The 16,418-nt window shown below is 70.9% G+C and carries 18 protein-coding genes and 1 tRNA gene; 7 read left to right on the forward strand and 12 right to left on the reverse strand.

Annotation, left to right across the window (positions count from 1 at the left end):
- Positions 1-18: 18 nt before the first annotated feature.
- From IE247_RS02930 to IE247_RS02950, 5 genes are read right to left on the reverse strand one after another with little or no spacing between them, the layout of a single operon-like run.
- A complete protein-coding gene (locus tag IE247_RS02930; protein ID WP_373305492.1) occupies positions 19-1,041 on the reverse strand; it encodes a class E sortase in 1,023 nt (340 codons plus the stop codon).
- The gene (locus tag IE247_RS02935) at positions 960-1,610 is read right to left on the reverse strand and encodes an aminodeoxychorismate/anthranilate synthase component II (protein WP_190121221.1); all 651 of its coding nucleotides are present in this window, start codon (positions 1,608-1,610) and stop codon (positions 960-962) included. The genes IE247_RS02930 and IE247_RS02935 overlap by 82 nt, the downstream gene beginning before the upstream one ends.
- Positions 1,607-1,810: a hypothetical protein gene (locus tag IE247_RS02940; RefSeq protein WP_190121222.1), complete on the reverse strand. Its 204-nt coding sequence runs from the start codon at positions 1,808-1,810 to the stop codon at positions 1,607-1,609. Before IE247_RS02940 ends, IE247_RS02935 begins: the two co-directional genes overlap by 4 nt.
- A gap of 32 nt (positions 1,811-1,842) precedes the next feature.
- Complete coding sequence (locus IE247_RS02945) at positions 1,843-2,697, reverse strand: class E sortase (RefSeq protein ID WP_190121223.1); 855 nt, start codon at positions 2,695-2,697, stop codon at positions 1,843-1,845.
- Between the two features lie 27 nt (positions 2,698-2,724).
- Positions 2,725-3,492, reverse strand: coding sequence for a DUF881 domain-containing protein (locus tag IE247_RS02950; RefSeq protein WP_190121224.1), 768 nt, complete (start codon positions 3,490-3,492; stop codon positions 2,725-2,727).
- Positions 3,493-3,635: 143 nt separating this feature from the next.
- Between IE247_RS02950 and crgA the strand changes: the two genes are divergently transcribed.
- A complete protein-coding gene (gene crgA / locus IE247_RS02955; protein WP_190121225.1) occupies positions 3,636-3,893 on the forward strand; it encodes a cell division protein CrgA in 258 nt (85 codons plus the stop codon).
- A 309-nt stretch (positions 3,894-4,202) separates the two neighbouring features.
- On the opposite strand, the gene IE247_RS02960 is transcribed toward crgA, so the two are convergent.
- Complete coding sequence (locus IE247_RS02960) at positions 4,203-5,108, reverse strand: rhomboid family intramembrane serine protease (protein ID WP_190121226.1); 906 nt, start codon at positions 5,106-5,108, stop codon at positions 4,203-4,205.
- Positions 5,109-5,256: 148 nt separating this feature from the next.
- Positions 5,257-5,790 carry a peptidylprolyl isomerase gene (locus tag IE247_RS02965; protein WP_190121227.1) on the reverse strand — a complete coding sequence of 178 codons (534 nt, stop codon included), beginning with the start codon at positions 5,788-5,790 and terminating at the stop codon, positions 5,257-5,259.
- Between the two features lie 281 nt (positions 5,791-6,071).
- On the opposite strand from IE247_RS02965, the gene IE247_RS02970 reads away from it, so the two are divergent.
- Complete coding sequence (locus IE247_RS02970; protein WP_190121228.1) at positions 6,072-6,770, forward strand: DUF5324 family protein; 699 nt, start codon at positions 6,072-6,074, stop codon at positions 6,768-6,770.
- Positions 6,771-6,897: 127 nt separating this feature from the next.
- Here IE247_RS02970 and IE247_RS02975 read toward each other — a convergent pair whose 3' ends face one another.
- The gene (locus IE247_RS02975; protein ID WP_190121435.1) at positions 6,898-7,131 is read right to left on the reverse strand and encodes a DUF6344 domain-containing protein; all 234 of its coding nucleotides are present in this window, start codon (positions 7,129-7,131) and stop codon (positions 6,898-6,900) included.
- An 819-nt stretch (positions 7,132-7,950) separates the two neighbouring features.
- Between IE247_RS02975 and IE247_RS02980 the strand changes: the two genes are divergently transcribed.
- Positions 7,951-9,846, forward strand: coding sequence for a protein-arginine deiminase domain-containing protein (locus IE247_RS02980; RefSeq protein WP_190121418.1), 1,896 nt, complete (start codon positions 7,951-7,953; stop codon positions 9,844-9,846).
- Positions 9,847-9,924: 78 nt separating this feature from the next.
- Here IE247_RS02980 and IE247_RS02985 read toward each other — a convergent pair whose 3' ends face one another.
- From IE247_RS02985 to IE247_RS02995, 3 genes are read right to left on the reverse strand one after another with little or no spacing between them, the layout of a single operon-like run.
- Entirely contained in the window at positions 9,925-11,049 is a 1,125-nt protein-coding gene (locus IE247_RS02985; RefSeq protein WP_190121229.1) for a CU044_5270 family protein, read from the reverse strand.
- Entirely contained in the window at positions 11,046-11,705 is a 660-nt protein-coding gene (locus IE247_RS02990) for an RNA polymerase sigma factor (RefSeq protein ID WP_190121230.1), read from the reverse strand. Before IE247_RS02990 ends, IE247_RS02985 begins: the two co-directional genes overlap by 4 nt.
- A 57-nt stretch (positions 11,706-11,762) precedes the next feature.
- Complete coding sequence (locus IE247_RS02995) at positions 11,763-12,644, reverse strand: alpha/beta hydrolase (RefSeq protein ID WP_190121419.1); 882 nt, start codon at positions 12,642-12,644, stop codon at positions 11,763-11,765.
- Between the two features lie 204 nt (positions 12,645-12,848).
- Here IE247_RS02995 and IE247_RS03000 point away from each other — a divergent pair, with 204 nt between their 5' ends.
- Both IE247_RS03000 and IE247_RS03005 read left to right on the forward strand, forming a co-directional pair.
- On the forward strand, positions 12,849-13,382 hold the full coding sequence (locus tag IE247_RS03000; protein ID WP_190121231.1) for a GNAT family N-acetyltransferase: 534 nt from the start codon (positions 12,849-12,851) through the stop codon (positions 13,380-13,382).
- A gap of 17 nt (positions 13,383-13,399) precedes the next feature.
- On the forward strand, positions 13,400-13,915 hold the full coding sequence (locus tag IE247_RS03005) for a hypothetical protein (protein ID WP_190121232.1): 516 nt from the start codon (positions 13,400-13,402) through the stop codon (positions 13,913-13,915).
- A 72-nt stretch (positions 13,916-13,987) separates the two neighbouring features.
- Here IE247_RS03005 and IE247_RS03010 read toward each other — a convergent pair.
- Positions 13,988-14,060 (reverse strand) — tRNA-Ala (locus IE247_RS03010).
- Positions 14,061-14,238: 178 nt separating this feature from the next.
- Here IE247_RS03010 and IE247_RS03015 point away from each other — a divergent pair.
- Together IE247_RS03015 and IE247_RS03020 are read left to right on the forward strand one after the other, a co-directional pair.
- Positions 14,239-14,787 (forward strand): helix-turn-helix domain-containing protein, encoded by a 549-nt coding sequence (locus tag IE247_RS03015; protein WP_190121233.1) that lies wholly within the window; start codon positions 14,239-14,241, stop codon positions 14,785-14,787.
- Positions 14,788-14,860: 73 nt separating this feature from the next.
- On the forward strand, positions 14,861-16,231 hold the full coding sequence (locus IE247_RS03020) for a serine/threonine-protein kinase (protein ID WP_190121234.1): 1,371 nt from the start codon (positions 14,861-14,863) through the stop codon (positions 16,229-16,231).
- Positions 16,232-16,418 lie beyond the last annotated feature (187 nt).

The following is a 16,418-nucleotide window of genomic DNA, read 5'->3' on the forward strand; positions in this document are numbered from 1 at the left end:
TCTCAGGATCGAAAGAACCTAGCCTACGAGCGCATCCGGTTTGCCCTTGCTGCGCGGCCGTTCCTCGACCATCTTGCCCCAGACGATCATCCGGTACGTACTGGTGAACTCGGGCGTACAGGTGGTGAGGGTGATGTACCGGCCGGGCTCGGTGAAGCCGGAGTCCGGCGGTACGGGGCTGATCGCCTGGACATTGGACGGCGGGGTCTGCTCAAGGATGTTGGCCATCGTGTACGTGTAGTACGTGTCGTGGGTCTCGACCACGATCGGGTCACCCGGCTTGAGGCGGTTGATGTACCGGAAGGGCTCGCCGTGGGTGTTGCGGTGGCCCGCGACCGCGAAGTTGCCCGTCTTCTCGGAGGGGAGCGCGGTCTTGAGCCGGCCCTCGTTGTAGTGGCCCACCATGCCCCGGTCGAGCACCTTCTCGCTGTTGACGCTGGCGGCGACGGGGACGACGACATCCAGCTTGGGGATGTACATGATGGCGAAGCCCTGGCCCGGGGCGAAGGCGTCCGGCTTACGGCCGTCCGCCCAGGCTTCCTGGATCTTGTTCGTCTCCTTGTCGACCTCCTGCCCCGCGCGGATATTGGTCCACCAGAGCTGATAGGTGACGAAGAGCAGCATCAGCACGCCGAAGGTGATGAACAGCTCGCCCATGGCGCGGCTGGCGAGCACGGCCGGGCTCTCCTTGGCGGCCTTGGCCGCGCGACGGGCCTCGACCCGGGTCAGTGACCGTCCTGGGGGCCCGTGGCCCCCGGGGCCCTCGTGGGCCCCGAAGGCGGTCGGCGGGCCGTACGCCGAGGGCGGCGGCCCGACAGGGGGCCGGGGGGCGGCGGGGGGCGGCGGGCGCTTGCGGCCCCGGCCCTTGGCGGCTCTCCGGCGCTCGGCCCGCCCCTGCCCGGCGGGGGGCTCTCCGTACCCGGCCATGGGGTCGTGACTCTCCCCGGCCCGCCCGGCGGTCACACCAGAGCCTTGGCCACAGCCTTGCCCACCACTGGGGCGAGCCCCGCCGAGCGGGCCACCGCCCCGCTGTCGCCGCACTGCTCAAGCCAGTTGGCGAGCATCAGATGCCCGTACTCGGTGAGGACCGACTCGGGGTGGAACTGCACTCCCTCGACGGGCAGATCGCGGTGGCGCAGCCCCATGATGATGCCGTCCGCCGTCCACGCCGTGACCTCCAGCTCGGCCGGGAGCCGCGCGGGCTCGGCGGCGAGCGAGTGGTAGCGGGTGGCTCTGAACGGCGAGGGCAGCCGGGAGAAGACTCCCTTGCCCTCGTGGCTGACCGGGGAGGTCTTGCCGTGCAGCAGCTCGGGGGCGCGGTCCACCACACCGCCGTACGCCACCGCCATCGACTGCATGCCGAGACAGACACCGAAGACGGGCACCCCGGTGTCGGCGCAGTGGCGCACCATGTCGACGCAGATCCCGGCCTGCTCGGGAGCGCCGGGCCCGGGGGAGAGCAGGACGCCGTCGAAGCCGTCCTGGGCGTGGGAGAGGGCCACCTCGTCGTTGCGCACGACCTCGCACTCGGCGCCGAGCTGGTAGAGGTACTGGACGAGGTTGAAGACAAAGCTGTCGTAGTTGTCGACGACCAGAATGCGTGCGCTCATCGGGCGGCTCCTCGTTCCCCACCGGCGCCGGTGTCGGCGCTCGCTCCGTCGACCGTCACATCACCGAACGGAAGCAGTGGCTCCGCCCACGGGAAGACGTACTGGAACAGCACATAGACGACCCCGAGGACCAGCACGAGCGAGATGAACGCCCGCACCCACGCGTTGCCCGGCAGATGCCGCCAGATCCAGCCGTACATTGCCGTCCCTTTCCGTTCGGTACCGCTCCAGACTAAGGGTCGGGGCGGTCCGGCGGGTCGACTGTGGAAACTCGTCCCCCGGACGGGACCCGGCCGTCGGTCACCGGCCGGGTGGCGGCCAGCCGGGCCCAGACGATCAGACGGTGGCTGCTGCCCCACTCCGGCTCGCAGGTGGTCAGCGTCAGATAGCGCCCGGGACGGCCGAAGCCGGACTTCTCGGGTACGGGGTCGATCACCCCGATGTCGGCCGGAACCGTCCGCACGGCCCGCTTCGCCACCCGATAGGTGAACCAGGTCCTCCCGTCCGTGAGGACGATCGCGTCCCCGGCGCGGAGCCGGGGGAAGTCCTTGAAGGGGTCGCCGTGGGTACGCCGGTGCCCGGCGACCGCGAAGTTCCCCGGCGCACCGAGGGCGGCGGTGCCCGCGTAGTGGCCGAGACCTCTTCGGAGGGTGTCCGTCCGGGTGCCTTCGAGGACCGGCCACTCCCAGTCGCGGCCGAAGCGGGGGATGTGCATCACGGCGAAGGACCGTCCGTCGCGGTACGCGGGCGGCCGGGAGGGGGTACGGGGCGGGGGGCCGGATTTCCCGGTTCTCCCCGCCGTCGGCGTCCGGGAGGGCGCCACGGGCGCGGCCGGGGCAGCGGCGGCAGCAGTCGGAGTGTCCGGTTCCGCCGCGCTCGCGGGCTCTTCGGGGATCGGGGAAGCCGGGGCCGGGGAGCCGGTCCGCTCCTGGGACCAGTGCGCCCGCAGCCGGTCCAGCTCCCCCTCGGCGGCGTCCGCCGAGGTCACTCCGGTCCAGAACACCGCGTACCCGGCGAACAGCACGATCACGGTGCCGGCCGTGACGCACAACTCGCTGAAGACCCTGACGATCAGCCGCACCGACACCGAACCGCCCCCAGCCTGACTCAGGCGCTACTCCACGGGCTTCGCATAGTGCAGATCCACTGTGCCCGAGTAGCCGGGAAGAGTCACCGCGTCGCGCTCGTCGACTTTCCAGCCGAGCCCGTAGGCCTTCACATAGAGCTGATAGTTCTGGAGCGCGGTGGACTCGTCGAGGGCCTTCTCCAGCCGGGACTGGTCCCCGACCGCGGTGACCTTGTACGGGGGCGAGTAGACCCGGCCCTGGAGGATCAGCGTGTTGCCGACGCAGCGCACAGCGCTGGTGGAGATCAGCCGCTGGTCCATGACCTGGATCCCCTCGGCCCCGCCCTTCCACAGGGCGTTGACCACGGCTTGCAGATCCTGTTGATGGATGACCAGGTCATTGGCCTGGGGCTCGGGGTATCCGGGGGCGGCCCGGGCGTTCGGCGGAGCGTCGTCGAGGGTGACGGTGAGCGCGCGGCCCTTGACCTTCCGGGTCCCGGACGCCTTCTCCAGCGCGGCGAGGCGCTCGTCCTCCGACCGGGTGGAGCCGTCGTCGCGGTCGGCGAGCGTGTCCACCTCACCCCGGAGGGTGGCCGTCGACTCGTCCAGATGACCGTTTCTGGCACTGCGCTGCTGAATCAGGTCCGAGAGCTTCAGCAGGGAGTCGTCACTGCGGAGATTGGTGCCCCTCGCGGTGTTGAAACTGGTCACGAAGATCAGCCCGGCGAGGGCGAAGACGGCGGCCGTCAGCAGCCGGCCCGTTCTCCTTCTGAGGATTCGAACCGGCCCTGGCCTGGAGTTGGCGGAATTACTCAACGTACCCTTATCTCCTCAGGCGCCGCGGAAGCACTACGCTAACGGACGCCCGGGGGAGGCGGTGGGCCCCGTCGCCTCCAGCTCCGGACGCCAGCCACAGTTTCCCTGCGCGGTCACGCAGCGCATCGACAGGAGAGTCCCTCGTGCCGAAGTCACGTATCCGCAAGAAGGCCGATTTCACGCCGCCGCCCGCCAACAGGCAGGCGACCGCCATCAAGCTGACCAACCGCAGCTGGGTCGCCCCGGTGATGCTCGCGCTGTTCCTGGTCGGGCTGGCCTGGATCGTCCTCTTCTATGTGACCGAGGGCAAGCTGCCGCTCGACTCCATCGGCGACTGGAACATCGTCGTGGGCTTCGGCTTCATCGCCGCGGGCTTCGGCGTCTCCACCCAGTGGAAGTAGCGGCTTCACATCGTCCCCCGGCGCGTCAAGCCTTGCCCTGAGTTATCCACAGCGTTGTCCACAGTGGGGAAAAGGTCAGACGATCTGTGGATAACCTTCAGAACGTTGACGCCGGTGTGACTGCGGCGGCCATCTCGGTGACGGTCTCCCGCCCCTTGTCCCTGCTGGAAAATCCAGTTCAGCGACAAGGGGCACACATGTTCCGCACAGCCTGCACAGGATCCGCCACCCGTTGTGGACAACCATGGGGAAAGCTTTCGCCCCGGGCCCACACCGGTACGCCCGCCGGCTCGGCGGTCGGCGCAGCGGTCAGCTCAGCGCGACGGTTCTCGCCACCACCATCGCCAGGATCACCAGCAGCACCGCCCCGCAGACCCCGGCCTGAATCAGGGTGCGGTGTGCACGTGGCGCGTAGACCATGCCGAGGGCGATCAGCGCACCCACCACCAGCCCGCCGATATGCCCCTGCCAGGAGATTCCCGGCCGGGCGAAGGTGAGCACCAGGCTGATCGCGAGGATCACCGCGACCGGCCGCATGTCGAGATTCGAGCGCCGGGCCAGCACCGCGAAGGCCCCCATCAGACCGAAGATCGCGCCCGACGCGCCGAGCGAGGGCTGGTTCTCCGCGGCCAGCAGATAGGCGAGCGCGCTGCCGCCGAGCCCCGAGAGCAGATAGAGCGCGAGGAAGCGGCTCCGGCCGAGCGCGGGCTCCACGATCCGGCCCAGGAACCACAGGCCGAGCATGTTGAAGACGATGTGCGACAGATCCTGGTGCAGAAAGACCGAGGTGAGCAGCCGGTACCACTGGCCGTCGGCGACTCCGACGATCTCGCCCAGATGAGGATTGACGGCCAGCCCGATCAGCTCGGTCCGGGCCACGAACTCCTTGCCCAGCGTGAGCACCAGGGCGTACACCGCGACATTGATCCCCAGAAGGATCTTGGTCACCAGGAAGGGATCGGCGGCGATGGTCCCGCCCGCGATGGTGCGCGGCTGGACGGCGGACGCGCTGTGGCCCGTGCCCGAGCCGGTCTTCACACACTCGGGACACTGGAAGCCCACCGAGGCGCTGATCATGCACTGAGGGCAGATCGGGCGCTCGCAGCGGGTGCAGCTGATGCCCGTCTCACTGCCCGGATGCCGGTAGCAGCTCGGCAGCGAGGGGCCGCCCCGCGCTCCCTGCGGCTCCTGCGGACTGCCTGGCGCCTGATCCATGAGATCCCTCAATCCTCCTGAAGCAACACACCGCCCCGTCCATCCAGACGGACGGACGGGGCGCATTTGTTCCCTGCCGACCGGAGAACCGGCCCAAGGACCGGCCGACGGACCGGTCGGCGGGCCCGCCGGCGGACCGGCCGAGGGCTCAGCCCTGGCGGGTCTCGATCACCACGGACTCGATCACCACGTCCTGGACCGGGCGGTCGTTGCGCGGGTTGGTCTCGGTGATCGCGATCTCGTCCACGACCTTGGCGGAAGAAGCGCCGACGACCTCGCCGAAGATGGTGTGCTTCCCGGTCAGCCAGGTGGTGGGCGACACGGTGATGAAGAACTGGGAGCCGTTGGTGCCCGGGCCCGCGTTGGCCATGGCCAGCAGATACGGCTTGGTGAAGGCCAGCTCGGGGTGGAACTCGTCGGCGAACTTGTAGCCCGGACCGCCGGTGCCGTTCCCCAGCGGGTCGCCGCCCTGGAGCATGAAGCCCTCGATCACCCGGTGGAAGACCGTGCCGTCGTACAGCTTCGCCGTGGTCTTCTGGCCGGTCTCGGGGTTGACCCACTCGCGCTCGCCCTTGGCCAGCTCGACGAAGTTCTTCACCGTCTTGGGCGCGTGGTTCGGCAGCAGCCGAATCTCGATGTCGCCGCGGTTGGTCTTCAGAGTGGCGTAAAGCTCCTCGGCCACGGTCCTGCCTTCCGTAAAGACTTTTCAGAGTTCTGAACCGTCAGATCCTCGCACGGAAGACACGCGCACACGGAAAAACCTCCGCGTCTCAGCCGCGAAGGCGTATGGGGGCACGACGTCGTACCCGGGGTGCGATATGACCCGTCATGACCCGGATGCCCGTCCCGCATGCCGGGGCAGCGGTCAGCGGGCATGATGTGCCAGCAGGCGGAAAGGCGAAAGACACCGCTACTGGGGAGTTCCCCGGATCAGAGGAAACGCCACCGAGGAGGAGGATCCCTGTGACCCGCATCGACAGCGTGCGCGCCGCGACCGATTCGGCGAAGGACAGCGTCCTGCACGCCGCGGAAGTGGTGGCGCCTTACGCCGGTACAGCCCGGGACCAGGCCGTTCATTACGCGCATGAGGCGCGTGTGCACATCGCTCCGAAAGTCTCCAAAGCCGCTCGCCGGGCCCGCGCTCAGGCCCGTGTTCAGTACGCCGCCCATGTGGCGCCGCATGTGCCGCCCCAGGTGGACGACGCCGCGCACCGGGCGGCTCATCAGGCTCGCAAGGCCGCTCGTCAGGCGGCCGACTACACCAGGCCGCGCGTCGAACAGGCGGTCGCCGCCGCTCAGCCCGTACGGGAGGAGGCGGTGGCCCGCTCCGGGGCCGCGCTGGCCGCGCTGCGTGGTCAGGTGACGGCGAAGGAGATCGCCAAGCTGGTGCGCAAGCACGAGCGGCGCTCCAGGGCCGCCCGGTTCGGCAAGGGGCTCGTGATCGTCGGCGTGGTGGCCGGCGGCGCCTTCGCCGTCTGGAAGTGGTGGGACAAGCAGGCCAACCCCGACTGGCTGGTGGAGCCGCCCGCCGCGACCGAGCTGTCGGACCGCGATCGGCTCTCGTCCGTCGACGGCAGTCCTGAGGCGCTGACCCCCGAGGTCCGGGCGAAGCAGGCCGAGGCCGAGGCGGAGGCCGCCGAAGACCGGGACGAGCGCCGCTGACCGCGAGCGGGTCTCTCACCGCCGTACCGCTGGGGCACGTCCGGAGCACTGCCGTGGTGGGTCCGGCGCGTTCGGCCGTCGTCGTACCGCTGGGGCGCGTCCGCCGGGCCGGGGCGTTTCCGGCGCATCACGCGGCGGTGGTCAGCAGCGAGCGGTCGGCTCCCGAAGCGGAGCCGGAGCCCTTGGCCGCGCGCGAGCCGATCGAGACGGCTCCGGAATCGAGCGCCAACGGGTCCAGGGCCGGCAGCTTGCGCACGGACGGCGACGCGTTGTGGGCCTCGGCCCTGATGCGCTGCTTGATGGTCGGCGGCAGCGATCTCGTACGCGAACCAGGGCTCCAGCGCGTGGTCTGCGCGGGCACCGACGCCTTTCGCACCGCCGCCGCGGGCTCGCGGTCCACTGGGGTGGGACGAGCCGGGCGTCCCCCGCGGTCCTGCCTCCCGGCCCCGGAGTCCCGCCGGGCCCGTCGGCGGTCACGCCGATCGCGGCGATGATCCCGCTGGTCCGGAAGGCCCGGCCGGCCGGACCGACCGGGTCGGCCCTTGCGTCCCCGTGACCCCGCACCGCCGGAGGGATCCTCGCGATCCGCCCGTTCCGGGTGAGCCGTGTGAGCCGGGAGATCCGGGTGGTCCAGGCGCTCCGGGTGAGCCGTACGGCCCCCGAGGACCGCACCGGTCTCCGGCAGGTCCCGCCGGGCCGGGGCCGGGGCGGCGGAGCGCCGCACGGCGGCGGCCGCGCCGGTCAGTCCGATCGAGGTGAGCACTGCGACAAGAGCGGTGATGAAGGCGGTCCAGACACTTCTGACCGTGATGACTTTGACGGCGGCCATGACCCCTCGCTTTCTTCCATTTCGGGTGGGGCGATCTACATACCTTTCTCATGATGTGTATGCATTCTGAGTTGCGAAGGACCGACGCAGCAGGTACGCAGTTCTTCTGATGAACACCACCCGTACGGCCCTCTCCGGCGTGCGGAGTTCGCTCCGGTATGTCCTCCCGGTATGGAAGAGGGCGGTTCTCAGCCGTTTCCACACCCCCTCGGCCAAACTCCCGGCGCCTCCTCAACCCATCGGCTCCTCACCGCGCCTTTCAGGGCGAAGGGCTCCGAGCAGGGCAAGGCACCGAACGAGGAGGAACCCGTGGGCACCCAGGGGTGGAGAAGCGCCGCTCTGGCGACCGGCATGGCCGGGTTGATCATCGGTACGGTCGGCGCGACCGCGACCGCCGGTACGGCCGCCGCGACCGCGACCGCGAGCGCGCCGAAGGCCGATCTGCGGGCGGACGTCAACCGTGACGGCCGGGTCGATGTGAAGGGGAGTTCCGACACCCCGGGCGAGAACACCTGGACCCGGCTCAGGGGCGCGGTGGTGCTCCCGAACATCGACGACGACACCCGGCGCTGTCCGACCCGTACCGCCGACGGCAAACCGCTGGGGGACAAGGAGCTCGCCCGCTGCCACGACGCGGCGGACACCGTGGTGAACGGCGCGAGCGACGCGGCGGACCTGGCCCGGCTGCGTACCGTGCCGGCCCCGGAGGTCTCGTCGGACGCCTACGGCACGGTACGGATCGTGGGCCGCGCCGCCGGGCGGCTCTTCGTCCAGCGCGCCGGGAAGTGGAAGCACCTCAAGGCCGACGACCGGCTCACCGCCGCCGAGCTGCGCTCGGGTGTGGAGCTGGGCATCGAGGCCACCGATGTGGTCCGGGACGCCGCGCGCTGGGACGGCGAGATCCTGGTCCGCTTCGGCATCACGGACGGCGGGGCCTCCGCCAAGGACGACGTCCGGCTGAAGACCGCCCCGGTGCTGACCCACCATCACCGCCAGAAGGCCCAGGAAGTCCTGGTCACCCAGGTCGCCGAGGTACCCGGCAGGCCCGAGCTGGTGCCCGAGCAGGCCAAGTTCGTCAAGGACCTGGAGCGCGAGGTGCGGGCCGCCGGCATCAAGAAGCCGGTCAAGAAATTCATCTCGTACGACGATCCCTGGGCGCAGGACTTCGTGGAGCCCGGCTATGTGAGCATGACCGGCCCGAACGGCAAGGCGCACGCCATCCGGGTGATGATCCGCTCGGCCCAGGACCGCCCGGCCGGCCGTGAGCTGTTCGAGCGGCTGCGCGGCAAGGACGTCGGAGTGGTCCAGGTCGGCAAGGGGCTGCCGAGGGAGGAGTCCACGCTGAACTCCACCGGGAATCTGGAGACGATCCCGCCCTACCAGCACAAGGGAAAGGCGTACCCGGCGGGCCGGATCATCATGGGCGAGCGGGCGGACGCGAAGTCCCGGCCCGCGAAGTCGATGACGACCTTCCTCTCCTCGCAGGGCGAGCAGTCGCCGCTGCTGCTGGACACCGGCTGGCTGGGCGTCGGCCATGTGGATGAATTCGTGCAGTTTCTGCCCGCGAAGACGGAGCGCGGCTGGCGCATCGGCATCTCCGACCCGGACGCGGGCCTCGAAGTGCTCCGGAAGGCGCGAGCGGGCGGCCACGGCTCGGCGAAGATGTTCTCCGTCCCGGACAAGTTCGGCATGTCCGCGCCGAAGGAGACCATCGGCCAGATGCTGGAGAACAAGAACTTCCTCGCCGACAACAAGCTCGCGGCGGACCGGATCAAGGCCAACCTCCGGGTGCTGAAGGCCGAGACGGGGATCACCGAGGCCGAGGTGGTCCGGGTGCCGGGCCTGTACGCCCGCTTCGACATGGCCTCCGGCGCCAAGCTGGGCCGGCTCGGCGGCGACGCGTTCGCCCGGCTCGGCCAGGGGCCGAAGACCAAGCCGTACACCGGAGCCTCGGAGCGGAGCCGGGCGAAGGCGGCTCCGGCTCCGGTGGAGACCGGCGCGTACATCCCCGGCGCGATCAACGGCGTGGTGCTCAGCGACTCGCGCTATCTCTCGGCCCAGCAGTGGGGCCCGGTCATCGGCGGCCGGGACGTCTTCGGCGCGGCGGTGAGCGCCGCGTACGCCAAGGCCGGTTTCACGACCGCGTACATCGACGACTACTACACGTACCACCTGGGCGGCGGCGAGGTGCACTGCGCCACCAACACGCTGCGCGACACCTCCCAGCCGTGGTGGAAGCTCTCCTGATGAGCTCGTCAGGGCCGGTTGACCCCCCGCGCCCTTCGGGTACGGGGGGCCGGCGGCGCGCGTGCCCGCGGGTACGGGTCAGCTCTTCCTGTCCTCGCCGGGACGCTGGCCCTTGGCGTCCACGACATCGCGGTCCATCACGGCGGTGCGCGCGGTGACGGTGCCCGCCTTGATGCCGTAGGCGTCCTTGAGCTGGACGGTGCGCTCGCCGAGATGGGTGTAGGTCTTGCGGTCGAAGATCCACTCGGTGCGGCTGACGCCCTCGTGGTCCGTCAGCGCGACGGCGACGCCCTCACGGCCCGCCGCGTCCTCGGCCTTGTTCACCAGGACGACACCCGGGATCTTGGCCGCGGTCCGGTAGAGCGCGGCAGAGACCTCCGGCGACGCGAGCTGTCCGCGCAGCAGGTCGCCGATGGTGACGAAGGCCTGCTGATGCGGTCCGTTTCCCGCGCCCTTCGTCTCCTTGTAGATCTTCTTCAGCAGGACGTCCGGGTCGGTGGGCAGAGTCTTCAGATAGTCGTACGAAGGGGCGTTCAGCGTCGCCCTGTACTCCTCGCCCAGCTCGGGAGAGTTCTCCCCCTGGGAGACGCTGTCGGGGTCCTCGGCGTAGTAGTCGAGCGAGCTGCCCTTGGTGACGCCCTCCTCCACGTACCAGCCCTTCTCACCGTCGGGCGACACCCAGTCCTCCCTGCTGTGCGGAGGAGTCACCCTGGGCGCCTCGTTCCCCCCGGAGGACAGGTTCGAGACGGTGCTCTTGACGTAGATGTACTGGTCCTCCCCGGGCTCCTCGGCCTTCTGCTTGGCGGCGGCGGAGGAGATACGGGACATCACGGATGCCACATTCTCGGTGCTGCCGAGGTCGAGGGTGGCAGGGGCCCCGGCGATCCCGCCCGTGCCCTTGCCCCCGGCCGTGCCCGTACCCGTACCCGTGCCGTCGTTTGTCAGCACCCCGGTCAGCAGCACTCCGGCCAGGGCCATCGCGGTGAGCGGGACACCGATGTACAGCGCGCGGCGGACGGGCCGGACCCGGGCCCCGGACCTGGCACCATCGGCGTTCGGCTGGATCTCTTGCATCAGATGCTCCTCAAGGAGTCGTCGGCGGTCGTGCGACAGATCCGGGTCACCGGGCGCGGGCAGCAGCCGGGACAGCTCCGCACGGTCGAGCGGCTGCTGCTGCGGCCGCCGCCAAGGGGTGCGGTTCATCGGGTCTTCTCCTCGTTCGACCGGGCCGCTTCCGTGCGGCCACCCTGTACTTGTCCGCGGGCGGAACGGAGTTCCATCCCTTTCTCCACCGGTCTCTCCGGAGGGACCGGTCCCTCCGGCGGGTTGCGCAGCTCCTCGGCCGCGAGCGCGCGCAGCCGGACACGGGCCCTGGAGAGCCGGGAGCGGACCGTGCCGACGGGCACCTTGAGCGCCTCGGCCGCCTCCGCGTAGCCGAGGCCCGACCAGACGCAGAGCGTGAAGACCTCCCGGTCGCCGCGGCGCAGCCGCTTCAGCGCGCGCTGGGCGGCGGCGAGCTGGGCCGCGTCGGTGAGCCGTCCGACGAGTTCGTCGGCGAAGTCGGGCACGGTGTCACGGGCCGGCAGCCGGCCCAGGGCCGCGCGATGACGGCGGGACGCGCGGGTCGTGTTGCGCAGCACATTGACGGCGATCCCCATCAGCCAGGGGCGGGGGCTGTCCCCCTCGTCGCGCAGTTTGCGCCGCAGTCGCCAGGCCTCCAGAAAGGTGAGGGACACGACGTCCTCGGCGACCGCCCAGTCGCCGGTGGTCCGCACGGCGTGCCGGTAGACCAGGGAGGCGTGGGCGGCGAACAGTTCCCTGAACACCGCCGGATCGCCCTCGCGTATTCGGGCATGCATCGAATAGTCCACGTGCACTCTTGTCCGGCGGCGGCGGGGGAGTTCCCGTGATTCAGGTCACGCGGGGTACGGCTCCGGGCGGCGGGCCGCGGAAGCGGAAGCAGCGGCATGGGGCTGAAGGCACTCCTCCAGAAAGCCGAACGCCCGCAGATGGTAGGCGCGGGCCGCCCAGCCCAGGCTGATGTTGTGCCCCGCGCCCGGCTGACGGTCCACCAGCAGACGGGGTGCGGCGAGCAGTCCGGTGAGTTCGGAGATCGCCTCCGGATCGTGCCGCCACCACCCCTCGTGCTCGGCGAAGGTCAGCCGGACGGGGACCCGCACCCCGGCGGCCACCGCCGGGAAGCGCTCCTCCCACCGCGCCGCCTCGGCCCCTTCGCACACCGGGACATCGGCCACCGCGGTGGCGGCGAGCCGGAAGGTGTCCGGCGGATAGAGGCCCAGCGGCCCCCAGTTCAGCCCTCTGCCGCCGCCGAATCCGGTGGCCGTACCGGTACTCGCGGGCTTGGCGGCGTAACGGTGTCCGCAGCCCGAGATGTCCAGCCCGAGGAGCGCGGGGTGAAGGCCCCGCGCGGCGGCGGTCAGGGCGACCTTGCCGCCGTAGGAGTGGGCCAGTACGAAGAGGCCCGCGCCGAGGGGACGGCGGGCCGCGAAGTCGTCCAGCGCCGACCGCAGCGCGTCGGCCTGCCCGTCGAGGGTCAGCCCCTCGGGCAGCGCGGCGGCGGAGGCTCCGTAGCCGGGGCGGTCCACGGCGAGCACCGTGTATCCCAGCTCCGCCCCGAGCGTGAGCAGCGAGAGGGTGGGGTGCGCCCGCCCGTCGAAGTAATGGGCGTTCATCCCCCCGCCGTGCACGGCGAGGACGGTGGCGCGCGGCGGCCCCGGCGGCTCGGCGAGCAGGGCGGAGAGCGTCACTCCGCCCGCGTCCAGCGAGATGCGGGAGATTCCCGGGGCCAGGGCCAGGGCCAGGGCCGGGGCCGGGGATGGGGACTGGGCCGGGGATGGGGCCGGGGACGGTGAGCGCGGTGGACGGGACAGGACTCCTCCTCGGTGAGGATCTCGGTGAGGATCATCGTGTGCGGCCGGCCTCAGCGTACGGCGGCGGCGGCGATTACCGCTGAACCCGCACCGTTCGGCAGGATGGGCGGCATGACCGAGATCCGCACCCCCCGCCTCCTCCTTCGCCGCTGGCACGACGACGACCTCGTACCCATGGCGGAGATCAACGGGGACCACGAGGTCATGCGGTGGATCGACGACGGCTCGCCCCTCGACCTGGAAGCCACCGCCGAGGCGATCGAGCGGTGGGAGGAGGAGTGGGACGACGAGGGCTTCGGCCTCTTCGCCGTCGAGCTGCTGGCCTCGGGCGAGCTGATCGGCTTCACCGGCCTCTCCGTCCCCGAGTTCCTCCCCGAGGTACTGCCCGCCGTGGAGATCAGCTGGCGGCTCGGCCGGCAGTTCTGGGGCCAGGGCTACGCCTCCGAAGCCGCCCACGCCACCCTGGAGTTCGCCCTCCAGGACCGCGGCCTCGACCGGGTCGTCGCCATCAGCCGGCTGGGCGACGAGGCCTCCGAGAACGTCATGAACAAGCTCGGCATGTCACTCGACCACGAGACCAGGCACCCGGTCCACGGCCACTCCCTCACCGTCCACTCCATCGACCTCACCGAATTCGACGCCTGACCGGGCAAGGATCCTCGATGCGCCTCCACGAGCACGTCCCCGCCGACGATCCGTTCTTCGGCGGCGTCACCATCCGGCTCGACCACACGGCCGGGGAACTCTTCGTCGAGGGGGACGGCATACCGAGCGTCGTCGTACGCCGCGCCGCCGGCACACCCCTGGAGAGCAAGGTGCCGATCGGCACCCGCGACCCCGACCGCCTCACCATGACCATCGGCGATTCGGCCGTCCCCCTGCTTCCCGCCAAGGGATTCCTGACCCGCCACTCCTACCGCGTGGACGCCGGAAGCGAGGACGCCCGCTACCGGCTCGTCCCCGTCTCCCTCGGCAGCAGCCGCCTCTCCCTCGGCGACACCCCCGTCGGAGACCTGACCTCCTCCGGGGACGGCAAGGTCTCCGCCGACTGGGCGGAGCACCGCCCGCTCACCCCTTACGAGGCCGCCCTCGGCTACACCCTTGCCGCCGCCTTCGGCACCGGCGCGGAGCCGATGTGGCAGCTCGCCCTGGACGCGGGGCTCGAAGCCCTCAACTGACCGCAGCACGGAAAAGAGCCGAAAAATACCCCCTCCAACCGCGTTTCCGCAGGTCAGAGAGGGTATTCACAGTGGAGCCTAGGAGATTCGAACTCCTGACATCTGCCTTGCAAAGGCAGCGCTCTACCAACTGAGCTAAGGCCCCGCACACAGACACGGCCGAACACACCATGTGTTCGCCTCGTGCCGCAGACCAGAGTACCGGGTGACCCCGGGGATCCTGCAAAACGATAGGGACTCCCGGTGGGCGACCACTCTCCGTAAGATGCTCGTCGTGGTTCGCAGCAGCGAAGCCCGCTTGGGGAAGCGATGGGGAGACGCGCATGGACGCCGCTCAGCAGGAGACGACCGCCAGAGCCAGGGAGCTGCAGCGGAGCTGGTACGGGGAACCCCTGGGAGCGCTCTTCCGCCGGCTGATAGACGACCTGGGGCTGAACCAGGCGCGTCTCGCCGCGGTTCTCGGCCTCTCGGCCCCCATGCTCTCCCAGCTGATGAGCGGCCAGCGCGCGAAGATCGGCAATCCGGCCGTGGTCCAGCGCGTCCAGGCGCTCCAGGAGCTGGCCGGACAGGTCTCCGACGGCAGTGTGAGCGCCGTCGAGGCGACAGACCGGATGGAAGAGATCAAGAAGTCCCAGGGGGGATCCGTGCTGACCGCCAACAGCCAGACCACCAACAGCACCGGCGCGCCGACGGTGCGCCGGGTGGTGCGGGAGATCCAGTCGCTGCTGCGGTCCGTCGCGGCCGCGGGGGACATCATCGACGCCGCCGACTCCCTCGCCCCCACCCATCCGGAGCTGGCAGAGTTCCTCCGGGTGTACGGGGCCGGGCGGACCGCGGACGCCGTGGCGCACTACGAGTCCCACCAGAGCTGACAGACAACTGAGGCCGGAGACGGGCGGAGCGGGGCCTCACGAGGAACGAGGAACGGGGAGCGGACGCAGCACCATGGGTGAGGTCTTCGCCGGTCGGTACGAGCTGGTCGACCCGATCGGACGCGGAGGGGTGGGGGCCGTCTGGCGCGCCTGGGACCACCGGCGCCGCCGCTATGTGGCGGCGAAGGTGCTCCAGCAGAGCGACGCGCACACCCTGCTCCGCTTCGTCCGTGAGCAGGCGCTGCGCATCGACCACCCCCATGTCCTCGCCCCGGCGAGCTGGGCGGCGGACGACGACAAGGTGCTGTTCACCATGGATCTGGTGAGCGGCGGATCCCTCGCCCATGTGATCGGCGACTACGGGCCGTTGCCCGCCCGCTATGTCTGCACCCTGCTCGATCAGCTGCTGTCCGGCCTCGCCGCGGTGCACGCGGAGGGCGTCGTGCACCGGGACATCAAACCGGCGAACGTCCTGCTGGAGGCCACCGGAACGGGCCGGCCGCATCTGCGGCTCTCCGACTTCGGGATCTCCATGCGCAAGGGCGAGCCGCGCCTGACCGAGACCAACTATGTCGTGGGCACGCCCGGCTACTTCGCCCCGGAGCAGATGGACGGCGCGGAGCCCGACTTCACCGCCGATCTCTTCGCGATCGGGCTGGTGGCGCTCTATCTGCTCGAAGGGCAGAAACCCGACTCCCGTGCCCTGGTGGACCACTTCACCAGCCATGGCACCCCAGGAGCCCCGCAGGGCATCCCTGAGCCGCTGTGGCAGGTGCTGGCCGGTCTGCTCCAGCCGGACCCCGAAGCGCGCTTCCGGAGCGCCACCGGGGCGCGCAAGGCCCTCGCGACCGCCGTGGAGATGCTTCCCGAGTCCGGCCCCGACGACGAGCCGGTGGAGATCTTCGACCAACTGGGTCCGCTCCCGGCGGGCTTCGGCCCCGAGGGCCCGGAGCGCGACACCGCGCCCGAGGACCCCGTACCGCCGGAAGCCCCCGCACACCCGCCCACGGGCACCATCAGCACCACCGGAACCACCGGAACCACCGGAACCACCGGAACCGCGACACCGCTGCCGCCCCCGCCGCCCGACGGCACGCCGACGCCGCCCGCCCCGGACCGCTTCGTACCGCCGCCGCCGTCCCCTTCGGGCCGCTTCCCGGTCCCCCCGCCGCCCCGGCAGCCGCCCACCCCGCCCCCGCATCCGGCCCGGCCGGCCACTCCCCCGCCGCTGCCCGCCACCCTCACCGCGCTCACCGCGCCGGTGACCCCCGCTCCGGCGCACACCGCCGTCGTACACATCCCCGCGCCCGCCGCCGCCCGCGCCGCGCGCGCCTCCCGGGCCGCCCGCAGAAGGCGCGGCCCCAGCCGGAGAACCGCCCTCACGATGCTGGCACTGGCGCTGATCTGCTTCGCCGGGGGCATCTGGGCCCTCTCGGCGGCCTGAGCCCCGCACGGGAATCCCCGGATTCGCATCCGCGATCAAATGATTCGCCAACGCCAATAATCGAAACCCGATCGCCCCGGGACAGCACGAGGCCCCGGGCCCTCCCCGGCGGCGGGGGCCCCCCCCCGGCCGGCCCGTCCCCCCCCCCCCCACCCCCGGGCCGGGGGGGGGGGCGCCCCCCCCCCCC

Origin of the sequence: Streptomyces inusitatus (genome assembly GCF_014651115.1) — a bacterium.
Lineage (GTDB): Bacteria > Actinomycetota > Actinomycetes > Streptomycetales > Streptomycetaceae > Streptomyces > Streptomyces amakusaensis.